Raw genomic sequence first — 13,909 nt, 5'->3', positions numbered from 1 at the left:
TTGAGAACTGTGTCGCTTTCTTAGGACTATGCATAAGAATGAAGTCCGGCAAGCACTAGATTTACGAATATTAAATTAAACATAATAATAGCAAAACCGATTACGGCCAGCCATGCTGACTTCTCACCGTGCCAGCCTCTTGACAGTCTTAAATGCAAGTAAGCGGCATAGAACAAAAACGTGATCAGCGCCCATACTTCCTTCGGGTCCCAGCCCCAAAATCTGGTCCACGCGAGCTGAGCCCAAATCATCGCAAAGATCAGCGCCCCGAGCGTAAAGATTGGAAATCCGATCGAAACGGCCCTGTAGCCAACTTCATCCACCAGATCAAGATTGACGTTTTTCACCAGCGGATGTAATAGAGCGCTGATTCTTTTTCTGATGATCAGACGAAGAACTCCGTACAAAACAAGGCCTGCTCCAAATGACCAAATGACGGTGTTCACCTTTCTGCCTGAGAAAAGGGCGGGAAGCTCAGCAAGCGGCTCCATTCTCCCCTCGGTCAAAAGCTCTCCCTGATGCGGGCCGACAAGTGCAGGCATTTCGTACACCATCACACTTTTTTCTTTATTTTTATCCACCCAGTTAAACTCCGCTTCATAGCCTGCAAGACGAAATGCCGATGTGATCGCAATAAAGGCGACGGTTGTGACCAGGATAAACATAATCGCTTCAAGCCAGAACGTTTTTTTGCTTGGTTTTGTCTGGTCTACATGCTTCAAAAGAAAGATGACACCTGCGACAAAGCTGATAGCAAGTATAGCTTGCCCAAGCGCTGCTGTTGTTACGTGAATATACAGCCAATTGCTCTGCAGCGACGGAATTAAGGGCGAGATATCCCTCGGAAACATGCTGGCGTAAGCAATCAGCAATAAAGCGATTGACAGCGTAAACAGACCTAATGAAGGCAATCTGTAGATAAAATAAAGAATAATAAACGCCAAAACAAGCATCATGCCAAAGGCGGTGGTGAATTCAAACATATTGCTGACTGGTGCATGGCCGCTGGCAGCCCACCTTGTGATGAAATATCCCAGATGGCAGAGAAAACCGATAATAGTAAGGGTGATTCCAATGTTGGCCCATCGGTTAGGCTTGCCCTTTTTACCTTTATTTCCGCGTATGGCCCCGCCGAAAATCGGGACAGCGATTAAATACACAAGAAAGGCCGCATAAAGAAAATTTCCGCTCAGCTCCGCCATGACATCACTCCCTTTTCGCCTATTTCTGTGTTTTGATTAATTCTTTTTGGTCCTCCGGTTCAGTCAGTCCGGAATCAGCCAATACAAAGGCTAAATCCTTCTTCAGGCCATACCAGTTTTTATTCGTATGCCCTGCCACCATGACTGCGCCATCCTGTGAGTGAAGCCAGATTCTTCGGTGCTGCCAGTACATACCCTGAATAACACCGATCATAAAAATGGCTCCGCCGACAGCAAGCACCCAGAGTGTCAGATCCTTTCTGACTGTGAGTCCGGTAATGTTTTTCGTTTCGACATGGTCAAATTTCAGCTTATATTTATTGCTGTCTGAGCCTTCGATTGTTTCTTGGATGGCGACAAAGCTTTTCTCACCCTTCGGTTTGTCCGGCGTTATGATATTAAAGACAAAAGCCGGATTGTTAGGGATCTTTGTTTTCGTGCTCGGCTCTCCGTCCTGATTAAAATAGAAGTCTGGCAGGTAGCTGGCGATTTCCACTTTGTAACCGTTGCCAAGATCATAAACCGAATCTGGATCCAGAAGGTTGACCTTTAAGCTCCCAAAGGATTTTTTTGTTTTTTTGTCTATCAGCTGAAACACCATTTGATCAAGCTGATTCTCTTTATAATCCACCTGGTAAACGGAAAAAGAATCAAAACGCAGCGGCTGATTGACACGAATGTCCTCTTCTGTTACTTTTTTCAGCTTCGGCTTCTCACCATAAACAATTTTTCCTTCTCTCTTGTAGAGTACGGCATCTGTTTGAAAGTTCTTTGCCACTTTCCCGTCCCCGACTCTGTCAATCGCATCTGCGAATACCTTTTTTTCCGTTTTGCTGTTATAGGTCTCTACGCTGAATTGATTGTTTTTCAAATAATATTTTCCGTCTGTTCCCGGAATGGCTGCGGTTTCGCCTTCTCTAACCCAAAGCGTCTCATCGACGTACATGCCAGGCACAAATCTCAGCATTGCACCGATCAGAAAGATAATCAATCCAATGTGGTTGACATACGGGCCCCAGCGGGAAAAACGCCCTTTTTCGGCAAGAATGCTGCCCTCTTTTTCTCTGATTCTATAATGCTTTTTCTTTAAAAGAGCAACAATCTTTTCTTTTGCTTCTCCGTTAAGTACAGTATCCGTTTCACTGAACAAGCGCTGCCTTCTTAAAAAAGCAGGACTCCTGCGGACACCTTGGTTTTTTAACGCTCTGTACAACGGAATGACCCGGTCGAGGCTGCAAATCACGAGTGAAATGCCGATCGAGGCAATGAGCAGCAAATACCACCAGGAGCCATATAAATGATGAAACCCAAGCAAATAATAAAGCTGGCCGAACGTGCCGTACTGCTCTTTGTAATAGGTATCAGCCTGTGCGCCCGGAGGCAAATAGGCTTCTTGGGGAAAAATGGTGCCGAACGCTGATGCGGCAAGGGTTATGACGATAAGCCATATTCCCACCTTAACCGAAGAAAAGAAATTCCAAATTTTATCAATGATCGTTTTGTTATAGGTTTGTGAACGCCTTGCGCTTCCGTCATATCTCATATCAGCAAGCGGAGGCTGGGTTTCCTGGAGAGCTCTTCCGCACGATTCACATAGAACGGTTCCGACCGGGTTTACATGTCCGCATTCACATTTAACTTGCTTCATCCCGAAGTCTCTCCGGGTTTTATCAGATTCATATAATCATGGATCATGCTTTCTGTCATAGTGCCGGTCACCACCTTGACAACTTTTCCTTCCGGATTGATTAAAAAGGTTGTCGGAAGCGGAGATACGTCATAGGCATCAAGCACTTGGCGATCTGTATCCAGAACAACCGGAAAATTGACTCCGTAGGATTTCATAAAATTATGTACTGCTATCTTTGACTCCCCAACATTTACCGCGACAACTTCAATACCTTGGTCTTTAAAATGCTTATATTGGTTCGCCATATAAGGAAATTCTTTCTTGCACGGTTCACACCATGTACCCCAGAAATTCAAAAAAACGCCTTTCCCTTTTAAGTCACTGAGCTCGATACGTTTCCCATTCGTATCTTCAAGGACAAAATTCGGTGCGTCGGACCCTTCGGATATACTCTCTTTGCCGGCAAATACAGCGTTGTAAATTGTATAGCCAAGTGCACAGATTAAAACGAGAAGGATGCCGGTCCGAATGAATAAACGCCTTTTTTTCTTCATTGTCCACTGCCCCCTTCCCCCTATTGCAGATCCATTCAATTATATCATTGCACGTTCATTTCACATTTCTTACTTTTTGAAGGTTATGTGAAATTTAGAAAGCGTTTTTACCGTGCTCCGCCAGCGCTCTAAGTCTTTTAACTTCATGCGGCGTCAGCTCTCTGGCATCTCCCGTGTGCAAGCCTCGCAGGTTTAAAAACGCGTATTCTTCACGCTTCAGCTTGATTACTTCATGCCCGATCGCTTCGAACATGCGGCGCACCTGTCTGTTGCGTCCTTCATGGATGGTCAGCTGAATAATGCTTGTTTGCTTTTTCTTATCCAAAGACAGCAGCTTCGCTTTAGCAGGAGCCGTTTTGCCTTCTTCAAGCCTAATTCCGCGCTCCAGCTTTCTGAGCAGCTCTTTAGGCGGGATGCCTTTCACCTTCGCCACGTATGTTTTATCTATTTCATACTTAGGGTGCATCAGTTTATTGGCAAACTCGCCGTCATTGGTTAACAGCAAAAGACCGCTCGTATCATAATCCAGACGCCCAATCGGGTAAATGCGCTGCGGGATTTCTTTAAAAAAGTCCGTCACGACTTTGCGCCCTTTGTCATCTTGGGCTGCAGAAATAACGCCTCTTGGTTTATATAAGAGAAAGTAAACCGGCTCTTCGCGTTCAACCTTTAACCCGTTTACCTCAATCTGATCAGAACCGGTGACCTTAACACCAAGCTCTGTTATTACTTTGCCGTTCACCTTTACTTTTCCTTCTTTAATCAGCTCTTCTGCCTTTCTGCGCGATGCAACTCCGGCATGAGCAATTACTTTTTGCAGTCTTTCCATGTCTTTCACCTCAAGTATTATCTTACTTTTTTCAACCTTAACAAACAAGCTTTTTCAAATTTCTGTGCCAAATCCAAAAAAACGCCGTTTTCAGGCGCTCCCAAATAATAACGTAACGATGATGATAGATGCAACTACACCGATTAAATCAGCAAGAAGTCCCACCTTTAACGCATCACCCATTTTTTTAATGCCGACCGCTCCGAAATACACAGTCAGTACGTAAAGCGTGGTATCTGTTGATCCCTGCATGACGGAAGCCAGCCTGCCGATAAAGGAATCGGGCCCGTATACTGCAATTAAATCTGTCGTCATGCCGAGTGCGGCCGTACCAGAGATCGGGCGGATCAGCGCAAGCGGAACCACCTCAGCAGGGATGCCGATAGCGGAGAAAACCGGTTTTAAAAGGTCCATTATAAAATCAAGCGCGCCTGATGATCTGAAAACTGTAATGGCGACAAGCATTCCGACTAAGTAGGGGATAATGGAAAAAGCGATTTCTATCCCTTCTTTTCCGCCTTCAACAAACGACTCATATGTGGGAACCTTTTTGATTGTTCCATAAAGAAGAATTCCGGCAATAATGATCGGAATCATGGCTAAAGACAGCCAGTTGATGATTTCCATCCGCTCACCTTCCCTTCTTTTTGCGGCGGTAATAAAAATACCGGTCAATGATAATGGCGCCGATTCCAGAAATGAGTGTCGCTAAAATGCTCGGTCCGACAATATCTGTCGGCGTTTTGGAGGAATAGGCCATTCGAACAGCAATCACCGTTGTCGGAATGAGCGTGATGCAGGACGTATTGACAGCTAAAAAAGTAATCATCGACCGGCTTGCTTCCGATCGGTTTCCATTCAGCTTTTTCATTTGCTCCATTGCTTTAATGCCAAGCGGAGTTGCCGCATTCCCGAGGCCGAAGAAGTTCGCCATGAGATTAGATAAAATGTAGCCCATCGCCGGGTGATCCGGCGGTATATCAGGAAAAAGCTTAGATATAAAAGGCCTGCACATCCGGCTGAAAATATCCAAAAGCCCCGCCTGCTCGGCTATTTTCATTAAGCCAAGCCAGAAAACAAGCACGCTCATCAGTCCGAATGAGATTGTAACGGCTTCCTTCGCACCCTTAAACACGGCTTCATTTACATCTTGCAGAGTTCCGTTGCACATCGCAAAAACAAGTCCGATCACAGTTAAGCTGACCCAAATTATATTGACCATTTTGCCCCGCCAGCCGCATTCAGAAAGATGGATTTAAACGTTTCAAAAAATTGTTTTTTCGGTTTTTGATGTCGTTCATTTTCATAATAGATCGGCACTTTTGCGATGGTTTCATCGTTGAACATGATCTTCATGTGTCCTACGATGTCGGGAATTTTTGATACATCTTTCTCCCATGCTTTTTTCGGCTTAAGCAGCGTGGTTCTAATTTTGACATCTTCTTTTTCCTCTTCGGTTAGCAAGTAGGTGATGTCACGTTTGATAAAAGCCTTAGATTCATAAAATGTGCCTTTCAGCTTTGGAATGTCCCCTTTTTTCGCGATTAAATAGGTTTGATAATGATCAAACACATAGTTAAACATATTCATATGATCATCCCAATCGTCAGGGTCATTTATGGTAACGGCGATCAGGTCAATGCCGTCCTTTGAGGCTGTTGAGACCAGTGTCCGTTTTGCAAGTTTTGTATAGCCTGTTTTTCCTCCTGTGCTGTATCGATAAAGCATGGTCAGCAGTTTATTTTTGTTTTTCCAGACACTTTCCATCGTTTCTGCTTTGTATATTTTTGTGCCTGAAATTTTTTGATAGTCTTTCAACTTCATAGCGTATTTTGTTAAGATGGCCATGTCATAGGCTGTTGAATAATGGTTTTCATGGTCGTCCAATCCGTGCGGGTTTTGAAAACGGGTATTCTCCATACCAAGCTGCTCGGCTTTTTGATTCATCATATAAACAAATCCATCGAGGCTGCCCCCGACATGCTCGGCAATCGCAACAGCGGCGTCGTTTCCTGATCTCAGCATCAGGCCATACACAAGATCTTTTAATTTCACTTTTTGCCCTTCCGTTAAATAAATGGCAGAGCCTTCTGTTCTGACAGCATTTGCCGAAACCGTCACAGTTTCACCCATTTTGCCGGATTCAATGGCGAGAACGGCCGTCATGATTTTTGTGATGCTTGCAATCCGCCTTTTTTCATGCTCACCCTTGGCAAATAACACTCTGCCTGAATCTCCATCAATTACTATCGCGCTTTTTGCACTAACATCTATAGCCGCATGTGCTGTGTTCACATTTACATTTGCAAATAGAAAAAAAATCATGACCATGAAGACTGCTTTTTTGAAAATGCGCATGTTTGCTCACGTCCTTGTGGTGGTTTGTACAAGTTTATGCGCATGTCCATCAGTTATGAATAACAATTATATAACGGCGGACAAACATAAAAAAACTCTCCCTGAAAAAGGGAGAGTAAACGTTATCTGATTGGCGCCATGCTTGATCCGGACGCTTCGTAATGAGCCAGCTCTTCTCTCATCTTCAGAAAGGCTGCGCTCAACGGCAATAATAATTGCTCAAGCGACGCAGGAACAGCATGGTAAAACTCAATTGCACTGACCCCCGTATAAGACGCCCGGCTATTTTCACACCACGTGTCTTTTTTCGGCATAAAGAACTCTTCAATGCATTGGTGATACACATTGTACAGTGTTTTCTCCGCTCTGGCATCCTGAAAAGGCTCCTGCATCAAGAGACGGCGGCACGCTTCTGCGCCTCCTTCACAAAATACTGCCATTCTTCTCAGAGTGCTCAGCACATCACAGCAGTATCCTTTCTCAATAGGCAATTCAGCCTGTAAGGACTCCAGCGTCGTTTGATTTAGATAATCGTTAACGGTATTGACAACCATTGATAAGAATTCGCCTGTTTTTTGAGTCTGCACTCGCACAATCGAATGTCCCATTTCGTTTGGTATCTTCCCCTCATGTCTTTGTCTCTCACATTTTGCTTCTTTCATGATAGCTTCTTCCTTATATCTTATGATGATGAAAAAGCGCGATTCATTAAACTTCTATTTTATATCTTCGAAGGTTTGGTTAAAGTTTTCAAAAAATAAATCTGCTTCTTCTTGAAGAACGTCTTCTTCCGCATTTTCAGGAAGCGGCGGAAGCTCGTCCAGCGTTTTCAGACCAAATTGCTCAAGAAAAGTCGGCGTTGTGCCGTATAAAATAGCCCTCCCCGGACCGTCAGCCCGCCCGATTTCACACAATAGCGCCTTCGCAACGAGGCTGTGTAAAATCCGCTCTGATTTTACGCCTCTGATTTCTTCAATTTCTGCTCTTGTAATCGGCTGTTTATATGAAACGATGGCCAGCACTTCTAAAGATGCTTGAGAAAGGCCCTTTGACGGCACTTCAATCAGTTTTTTCAAGTACGGCGCAAAGTCTTTTTTGGTAGAGAGCATATACGTATCTGCATATTCAATAAGTTCAATGCCCCTTGTATCCCCGCGGTATTCATCTGCTACATCCGCCATAATGGTGTTCAGTTCAGGCTCTTCGATTTCAAGCACTGTTAACAGCTGCTTTTTTGTGAGCCCTTCATCGCCTGCCGCATAAAGAAGGGCTTCCACTATAGCTTTCCAATTCACGATATCAAGCCCCATGAATGGATTCACTCCCCGTAATGTAAATATCTGAAAAATTGTGCTCCTGTTCAATGAGAACCAGCTGATTTTTCATCAGCTCGAGAACGGCTAGAAAGGTCACTACCAAATGTTCTTTTTGCTCATACGGAAACAGATCCATAAAGTTGATTCTCGTTCCTCTTGATTTCAGGCTGTGCACAATTTCGTTCATTCTGTCTTCGATTGGTATTTCCTGTCTTGTAATTGTTGTTTCCATCGGCCTTGTTATTTTTTTGCGTTTGAGCACTTTTTGAAAAGCCCCGATCATATCATAGACCGTGACAGAGAGCTTTTGCTCAGACTGCTTTACTTCTTTTGCATATTCGCTCAAATCACTCGGCGGTTTCGTGAACGATTTTTGTCTTTCTTCTTCCCGTTCTTTTAAATCCTTCGCCGCATCTTTATATTTTCTATACTCAATCAGCTTTTCAATCAATTCTTCCCGCGGATCTTCTTCTTCAAGTAATTCATCTTCAAAAAGCTCCTCCTCTTGCTTCGGGAGCAGCATTCTGCTTTTAATGCTGAGCAGCGTGGCAGCCATGACCAAATACTCGCTGGCAATATCGAGCTCAAGCACACGCATCGTATGTACATATAATAAATATTGTTCAGTGATCTTCGCCACAGGTATATCATATATGTCAATTTCAAGACGATTGATTAAATGAAGCAGCAGGTCCAATGGGCCCTCAAACGTATCAATTTTCACTTGATATTCTTCCATCATCTCACCATTTTCAAGTATCACTCTCATTGCCGGATAAACTGGCTACCCTTTAGTATAAGCCACCAAAAAGCTCTCGTCCAATACTATTTCATTTCCTGTTTTGAAGCGGTTTGTACAGAATATTCAAAACAGGAAATATTCGCTCAGACCATAGCAAAGAAGGTAGGAGAAAAAAGACTTAGCGGCGGTTTCCTTTGCATTGTCGTGCTAAAACAAAGAAGCAGCCAGGGCTGGGCGTTCTTTTTCCTTTTAACCTTCCTGTGTTACACTAAAGGCAGATTAAAGGAGGAAGCATCTTGTACCCGAAAGCTTATATTGATTATCTCGTTGAATTTCACGCGTCGCGGGATTATTTTGAATGCCATGAAATATTAGAAGAATATTGGAAGGACGATCCTCCAAACCAACGAAAAATGTATTGGGTCGGTTTCATCCAGCTTGCGGTCGCTTTGTATCATCACAGAAGGAAGAATACTGCCGGGGCAAAAAGACTGATGGCGAACAGCATCCGGATTCTTCAAGCGGAAAAACAAGCGGTCGAATGCTTGGGGCTTGATCATAGCCGTTTACTCGAGCTTATGCAGTCGGTTTACGAACAAATCGAAACGGGCTCTTCCTATAAAAGCATCATGCTGCCGATCAAAGATGAGAAGCTTGAGGAAGCATGTCGCGTTGAATGCAAGAAAAAGGAGTACACATGGGGGCAGCCCAGCACACTCACTGATACATTTCTTATCGACAAGCACCGTTTGCGGGATCGGACTGACGTCATCCTTGAACGTGAAAAAGAAATAGAACGGAGAAAAAAAAGCAGAGGCTGATTACAGCCTCTGCTTAATTATTGTATGAAATGTCTTGATCCTGCTGACCTTGACAACGTTCGAAAAAGCTCTGCGTTAATTCATTCGGAACCAGTACCTGCGTTTTGAATAAATGCTTTAGAGCATCCATCATCTGTTTTCCGATTCCTTGATGGCGATGAGAAGGATTCACACTGATATGCCGGATTTCAACCTCAGAATCCTTTTTTTCGACTCCGATTGCTCCGACGATATCCTCGTCCTCTTTCCAAAGAAAGAGCTGGCGGTCTGTATCCGTTTCGTAGTCCTTAATTGTCTGCTGAAGCTGCTTAAGGTCTTTTTCATTCGGCATGAACGAAAGAAGTCCCATCGCAATCTTTTCAAACGATTTTTTATAACGAATTAACATAAAAACCCCTCTATATCCAAAATGTCCAGTCTGCTATTAACGGATACGAATAGGTGATCCGTTTTCTCACATTATATCATTTTCGCCATATTTTTAAACTGTTTTCAGCAAATTATTCAAATGAACGGTTTAAATTTGCCATTTCTATGGCAGAAACAGCACAATCTACACCTTTGTTGCCCGCTTTTGTGCCGGCACGCTCAATTGCCTGTTCGATGTTTTCAGTTGTCACAATTCCAAAGATGACAGGCACGCCTGTAGTGTTTGCTGCTTGCGCGATGCCTTTGGCAGCTTCATTGCAGACATAATCGTAATGTGTTGTCGCGCCTCTGATGACAGTGCCCAATGTGATGATGGCGTCATATTTTTTTGTTTCGGCCATTTTTTTCGCAGCAAACGGAATTTCAAATGCGCCTGGAACCCAAGCCACATCGATATCATTTGTGTCTACGCCATGTCTGAGTAACGCATCTTCTGCACCGCTCAGCAGCTTGCTTGTAATAAAATCATTAAATCTTCCTACTACGATTCCGATTTTAAGACCTGTACCAACTAAATTTCCTTGTATGATATTCATATGATTCCCATCCTTTTTTGTGATATTTGTGATTAGAAATGAAGTAAATGACCCAGCTTGTTCATTTTGGTTTGCAAATATTTTTTATTGTGTTCTTTTGCCTCCATTTGAAGCGGCACTCTTTCTGAAATACTGAGTCCGTAGCCTTCAAGGCCGGCAATTTTACGCGGATTATTCGTCAAAAGCTTCATATTCCGCACACCGAGGTCGCGTAAAATTTGTGCACCAATGCCATAGTTGCGAAGGTCAGGCAAGAATCCGAGCGCTTCGTTGGCTTCTACGGTGTCATAGCCTTGTTCCTGAAGCTTATAAGCTTTTAATTTATTGATTAAACCGATGCCTCGGCCTTCTTGGCGCAAGTACAAGAGCACTCCCCGGCCTTCTGCGGCAATTTGCGTCAGCGCGGCGTGCAGCTGCGGGCCGCAGTCACAGCGATGAGACCCAAACACGTCACCTGTGAGACATTCTGAATGCACCCGGACCAATACCGGTTCTTCTCCGAATGGCACATCTCCCATCACAAATGCGACATGCTCTTTTCCGTCTACCTCATTTGTGTAACCGTAAACCTTAAATGTGCCAAAATCAGTAGGGAGTGTAATGTCGACTTCACGCTCGACTAGTGTTGTTAAATTGTAACGGTATTGAATCAAATCTTTAATGGTGATCATTTTTAATTTGTGCTTTTTTGCAATTTCAATAAGCTCAGGCACTCTTGCCATTGTTCCGTCTTCATTCATAATTTCACAAATGACGCCGGCTCCTTGAGATCCGCAGGCTTCGGCAAGGTCAACAGCAGCTTCTGTATGGCCCGCTCTTTTCAGGACACCTCCTTTTTTCGCAATCAGCGGAAAAATATGCCCCGGACGCTGAAAATCAGACGGCACGGATTTACTGTCCAGCAATGCTTGAACGGTAAAAGATCTTTCTTGAGCACTGATACCCGTTTTCGTATTACGATGGTCAATACTTACCGTAAATGCAGTATGGTGAGAATCTGTATTATGCTCAACCATGGGGTGAAGATCCAGCTTGTCTGCGATTTCCTCACTAAGCGGCGTGCAAATCAGCCCTCTTCCGTGTGTTGCCATAAAGTTAATGACTTCTGGAGTTGTATGCTCGGCAAGAGCCACAAAGTCTCCTTCATTTTCTCTGTCTTCATCATCTACAACTATGATGACTTCGCCTTTTTTTAAAGCGTCTAGTGCTTCTTCTATCGGATGAAACATGCAAATCTTCCTCTCTAAAAGCCGTTTTCGCTTAAGAAGGCTTTTGTAATGGTTTGTTGGGTCTTATTTTTATTGGCTTTATCCAAAAATCGATACATATATTTTCCGATCATATCGCATTCGATATTCACTTTAGAGCCGATCGTTTTTTCTGAAAAAATCGTTTCGCTGATGGTATGCGGTATTAGAGAAATTGTCACTGTATCTTCTGTCAGGCCGAATATTGTTAAGCTCACGCCGTCCACGGTAATCGATCCCTTTAAGACCAATGTTTTTGTTAAAGACGGGTCCATTTTTAAATCATAGTAAACTGCGTTGCTTTTTTCTTCAATTCGTGTAATTTCAGCAGTTCCGTCGACATGGCCTGAGACAAAATGGCCTCCGAAACGGCCGTTTGCCGCCATCGCTCTTTCCAGATTTACTTTGCTTCCTTTAGATAGATCATTCAGTGATGTAGCTTTGACTGTTTCAGGCATAACATCCACTGTGAATTGATTCTTTGTAAAATCAGTGACAGTCAGACAAATGCCGTTAACTGCAATGCTGTCACCCAGATGAACATCCTCTAAAATTTTTGAGCATTTGATTGTTAAGGCCATTGAATGCCCTGCTTTTTTCATGGATTCGATTGTGCCTGTTTCTTCAATTATTCCTGTAAACATGGTCACCATCCTACTCGTTTATCGGTTTTGCCGTCAGTTTGATATCACGGCCGATTTGGGTTATATCAGTGAATTGTAATAAGGGGACATCTTTCATTGATTGAAAACCTTCACCGGAGATTAAGCTGGGAGCATGCAATCCTCCGATTAGTTTAGGGGCAAAATAGAAGATGATTTCTTGAAAACAGCCTTCTTTGACAAAGCTTCCGTGAACAGCTGATCCGCCTTCCACATACACCGACATGATACCTTCTTCCGCAAGGATTTTCAGCACATCGGGAACTTGAATACGTTCAGTTTCAAGCGTAAATATGTTCACACCGAAAGCTGAAAGCCGTTTTTTCTTTTCCTCGTCTGCTCGTGCCGTTGTAAAAATCCATGTCGGCGCTGCTTGATCGCAAATCACTTGAGCGTCCTCAGGAATCGAGAGTGCGGTATCAAGTATTACCCGAACCGGCTGTTTTGTCACATTCGGCAGCCTGCAGGTTAAACTTGGATCGTCAGCTATCACCGTGCCAACTCCGACTAGAATGCTTTGGTGTGTTTTCCTGTACTGCTGAGCATCCTGTCTTGCGGCCTCTGAGGTGATCCATTTGCTGTCGCCCATGCTGGTAGCTATCTTTCCATCAAGGCTTGCAGCAGCTTTTAGAGTGACGTAAGGGAGGCCTGTCCTCATGAAGTGCAGAAATTTTTCATTCAGCTTCTCCGCCTGATCTGCCAGGATGCCTTCCTTTACTTCAATACCGGCTTCTTCAATCATGCTGATCCCTCTTCCAGCCACAAGCGGGTTAGGATCTCTCATCGCCACAAACACTCTTTTGATACCAGAGTTGATAATCAGTTCTGCGCATGGCGGTGTTTTTCCATAATGGCTGCACGGTTCGAGTGTAACGTAAATATCAGCACCCTTTGCATGGGATCCTGCCATATGGATGGCATGAACTTCTGCATGAGCTTCGCCGTATTTTAAATGGGCGCCCATACCGACAATTTGTCCGTCCTTTACCACAACAGCACCAACGAGCGGATTGGATTCGGTCTGTCCTTCGCCCTGCTTCGCAAGATCTAATGCCAGCTTCATATAATTCTCTTCCATTTGTTTCCCTCCCCTCTTTTATTGATTTACCGTCAAAAAAGCCCCGAATTTATAAAAAATCCGGGGCTTTAGGTATTTTACGCAATAGGAAATAACACTATGCATATTTAAACTTTTTGCATAGCGGCTCATCATCCTTCTCCCATCCAGACTTTCACTGTCGGCTTCAGCTTAAACTGAATCCACCGCGCGCTTATGCACACGGGTCACGGGCTCTAAAGCGCATTCGCTTTACTACCGCCGGTCGGGATTTCCACCCTGCCCCGAAGGATACAATCTTTATTCATTTGTCCTTAATGGCTATTATAGCGATCCTTTTTAAAGGACGCAATGAAATAAACTTACAATTTGAGAAAAACAAAAAAACACCCTTCGATCGGGACTGACCCCATAAGATGAGACAAATAAAAACACCTTCAAGTTTGAATACGGATGATTGTTATCCGAAATTAGACTTGGAGGTGTTTTTTCTATGGGGACAAGAGTGAGTTATCCGGTTGAAGTG

The 13,909-nt window shown here is 43.8% G+C and carries 16 protein-coding genes and 1 riboswitch; of the genes, 1 reads left to right on the top strand and 15 read right to left on the bottom strand.

Annotated features, from left to right (window positions below; genetic code table 11):
• Nucleotides 1-26: 26 nt before the first annotated feature.
• The 10 genes from resC to scpA all read right to left on the bottom strand — a co-directional run bounded on the left by resC (nucleotide 27) and on the right by scpA (nucleotide 8,628).
• Nucleotides 27-1,202 (bottom strand): cytochrome c biogenesis protein ResC, encoded by a 1,176-nt coding sequence (gene resC, locus KHQ79_RS19580; RefSeq protein ID WP_225516645.1) that lies wholly within the window; start codon nucleotides 1,200-1,202, stop codon nucleotides 27-29.
• 19 nt (nucleotides 1,203-1,221) lie between these two features.
• On the bottom strand, nucleotides 1,222-2,850 hold the full coding sequence (gene resB / locus KHQ79_RS19575) for a cytochrome c biogenesis protein ResB (RefSeq protein WP_060398925.1): 1,629 nt from the start codon (nucleotides 2,848-2,850) through the stop codon (nucleotides 1,222-1,224).
• Complete coding sequence (gene resA, locus KHQ79_RS19570) at nucleotides 2,847-3,386, bottom strand: thiol-disulfide oxidoreductase ResA (protein WP_019258785.1); 540 nt, start codon at nucleotides 3,384-3,386, stop codon at nucleotides 2,847-2,849. The genes resB and resA overlap by 4 nt, the downstream gene beginning before the upstream one ends.
• A 94-nt stretch (nucleotides 3,387-3,480) precedes the next feature.
• Nucleotides 3,481-4,215, bottom strand: coding sequence for a 23S rRNA pseudouridine(2605) synthase RluB (gene rluB, locus KHQ79_RS19565; protein WP_004398195.1), 735 nt, complete (start codon nucleotides 4,213-4,215; stop codon nucleotides 3,481-3,483).
• 90 nt (nucleotides 4,216-4,305) lie between these two features.
• Nucleotides 4,306-4,842, bottom strand: coding sequence for a spore maturation protein SpmB (spmB, locus tag KHQ79_RS19560; protein ID WP_003223896.1), 537 nt, complete (start codon nucleotides 4,840-4,842; stop codon nucleotides 4,306-4,308).
• A gap of 4 nt (nucleotides 4,843-4,846) precedes the next feature.
• A complete protein-coding gene (gene spmA / locus KHQ79_RS19555) occupies nucleotides 4,847-5,437 on the bottom strand; it encodes a spore maturation protein SpmA (RefSeq protein ID WP_004398197.1) in 591 nt (196 codons plus the stop codon).
• A complete protein-coding gene (gene dacB, locus KHQ79_RS19550; RefSeq protein WP_133487087.1) occupies nucleotides 5,425-6,573 on the bottom strand; it encodes a D-alanyl-D-alanine carboxypeptidase DacB in 1,149 nt (382 codons plus the stop codon). Before dacB ends, spmA begins: the two co-directional genes overlap by 13 nt.
• A gap of 122 nt (nucleotides 6,574-6,695) precedes the next feature.
• Nucleotides 6,696-7,235, bottom strand: coding sequence for a YpuI family protein (locus tag KHQ79_RS19545; protein WP_004398199.1), 540 nt, complete (start codon nucleotides 7,233-7,235; stop codon nucleotides 6,696-6,698).
• Nucleotides 7,236-7,289: 54 nt separating this feature from the next.
• Nucleotides 7,290-7,883 (bottom strand): SMC-Scp complex subunit ScpB, encoded by a 594-nt coding sequence (scpB, locus tag KHQ79_RS19540; RefSeq protein WP_225516644.1) that lies wholly within the window; start codon nucleotides 7,881-7,883, stop codon nucleotides 7,290-7,292.
• Entirely contained in the window at nucleotides 7,873-8,628 is a 756-nt protein-coding gene (gene scpA / locus KHQ79_RS19535; protein WP_004398201.1) for a segregation/condensation protein A, read from the bottom strand. Before scpA ends, scpB begins: the two co-directional genes overlap by 11 nt.
• A gap of 299 nt (nucleotides 8,629-8,927) precedes the next feature.
• On the opposite strand from scpA, the gene KHQ79_RS19530 reads away from it, so the two are divergent.
• Complete coding sequence (locus KHQ79_RS19530; RefSeq protein WP_225516643.1) at nucleotides 8,928-9,452, top strand: DUF309 domain-containing protein; 525 nt, start codon at nucleotides 8,928-8,930, stop codon at nucleotides 9,450-9,452.
• A gap of 13 nt (nucleotides 9,453-9,465) precedes the next feature.
• Here KHQ79_RS19530 and ribT read toward each other — a convergent pair whose 3' ends face one another.
• The 5 genes from ribT to ribD all read right to left on the bottom strand — a co-directional run bounded on the left by ribT (nucleotide 9,466) and on the right by ribD (nucleotide 13,404).
• The gene (gene ribT, locus KHQ79_RS19525; RefSeq protein WP_003223910.1) at nucleotides 9,466-9,840 is read right to left on the bottom strand and encodes a GNAT family N-acetyltransferase RibT; all 375 of its coding nucleotides are present in this window, start codon (nucleotides 9,838-9,840) and stop codon (nucleotides 9,466-9,468) included.
• Nucleotides 9,841-9,952: 112 nt separating this feature from the next.
• A complete protein-coding gene (ribH, locus tag KHQ79_RS19520) occupies nucleotides 9,953-10,417 on the bottom strand; it encodes a 6,7-dimethyl-8-ribityllumazine synthase (RefSeq protein WP_003223915.1) in 465 nt (154 codons plus the stop codon).
• Between the two features lie 32 nt (nucleotides 10,418-10,449).
• Nucleotides 10,450-11,646 (bottom strand): bifunctional 3,4-dihydroxy-2-butanone-4-phosphate synthase/GTP cyclohydrolase II, encoded by a 1,197-nt coding sequence (locus tag KHQ79_RS19515; RefSeq protein ID WP_225516642.1) that lies wholly within the window; start codon nucleotides 11,644-11,646, stop codon nucleotides 10,450-10,452.
• 14 nt (nucleotides 11,647-11,660) lie between these two features.
• Nucleotides 11,661-12,308, bottom strand: coding sequence for a riboflavin synthase subunit alpha (ribE, locus tag KHQ79_RS19510; protein WP_225516641.1), 648 nt, complete (start codon nucleotides 12,306-12,308; stop codon nucleotides 11,661-11,663).
• A 10-nt stretch (nucleotides 12,309-12,318) separates the two neighbouring features.
• Nucleotides 12,319-13,404 (bottom strand): bifunctional diaminohydroxyphosphoribosylaminopyrimidine deaminase/5-amino-6-(5-phosphoribosylamino)uracil reductase RibD, encoded by a 1,086-nt coding sequence (gene ribD, locus KHQ79_RS19505; protein ID WP_225516640.1) that lies wholly within the window; start codon nucleotides 13,402-13,404, stop codon nucleotides 12,319-12,321.
• Nucleotides 13,405-13,534: 130 nt separating this feature from the next.
• Nucleotides 13,535-13,679: riboswitch (FMN riboswitch) on the bottom strand.
• Between the last annotated feature and the right edge of the window lie 230 nt (nucleotides 13,680-13,909).

Origin of the sequence: Bacillus sp. TSO22, assembly GCF_020223595.1 — a bacterium.
Classification (GTDB): Bacteria; Bacillota; Bacilli; order Bacillales; family Bacillaceae; genus Bacillus; species Bacillus inaquosorum.
The sequence above is the reverse complement of the archived record's forward strand: the minus strand, read 5'-3'. Positions and strand labels throughout refer to the sequence as shown.

Bases quoted from the DNA above. Each gene is read 5' to 3' on its own strand.
- resB (WP_060398925.1), bottom strand. From the start codon at position 2,850: ATGAAGCAAGTTAAATGTGAATGCGGACATGTAAACCCGGTCGGAACC.
- rluB (WP_004398195.1), bottom strand. From the start codon at position 4,215: ATGGAAAGACTGCAAAAAGTAATTGCTCATGCCGGAGTTGCATCGCGC.
- scpA (WP_004398201.1), bottom strand. From the start codon at position 8,628: ATGGAAGAATATCAAGTGAAAATTGATACGTTTGAGGGCCCATTGGAC.
- KHQ79_RS19515 (WP_225516642.1), bottom strand. From the start codon at position 11,646: ATGTTTCATCCGATAGAAGAAGCACTAGACGCTTTAAAAAAAGGCGAA.
- ribE (WP_225516641.1), bottom strand. From the start codon at position 12,308: ATGTTTACAGGAATAATTGAAGAAACAGGCACAATCGAATCCATGAAA.
- resC (WP_225516645.1), bottom strand. From the start codon at position 1,202: ATGGCGGAGCTGAGCGGAAATTTTCTTTATGCGGCCTTTCTTGTGTAT.
- spmB (WP_003223896.1), bottom strand. From the start codon at position 4,842: ATGGAAATCATCAACTGGCTGTCTTTAGCCATGATTCCGATCATTATT.
- KHQ79_RS19545 (WP_004398199.1), bottom strand. From the start codon at position 7,235: ATGAAAGAAGCAAAATGTGAGAGACAAAGACATGAGGGGAAGATACCA.
- scpB (WP_225516644.1), bottom strand. From the start codon at position 7,883: ATGGGGCTTGATATCGTGAATTGGAAAGCTATAGTGGAAGCCCTTCTT.
- ribH (WP_003223915.1), bottom strand. From the start codon at position 10,417: ATGAATATCATACAAGGAAATTTAGTTGGTACAGGTCTTAAAATCGGA.
- ribT (WP_003223910.1), bottom strand. From the start codon at position 9,840: ATGTTAATTCGTTATAAAAAATCGTTTGAAAAGATTGCGATGGGACTT.
- ribD (WP_225516640.1), bottom strand. From the start codon at position 13,404: ATGGAAGAGAATTATATGAAGCTGGCATTAGATCTTGCGAAGCAGGGC.
- dacB (WP_133487087.1), bottom strand. From the start codon at position 6,573: ATGCGCATTTTCAAAAAAGCAGTCTTCATGGTCATGATTTTTTTTCTA.
- resA (WP_019258785.1), bottom strand. From the start codon at position 3,386: ATGAAGAAAAAAAGGCGTTTATTCATTCGGACCGGCATCCTTCTCGTT.
- spmA (WP_004398197.1), bottom strand. From the start codon at position 5,437: ATGGTCAATATAATTTGGGTCAGCTTAACTGTGATCGGACTTGTTTTT.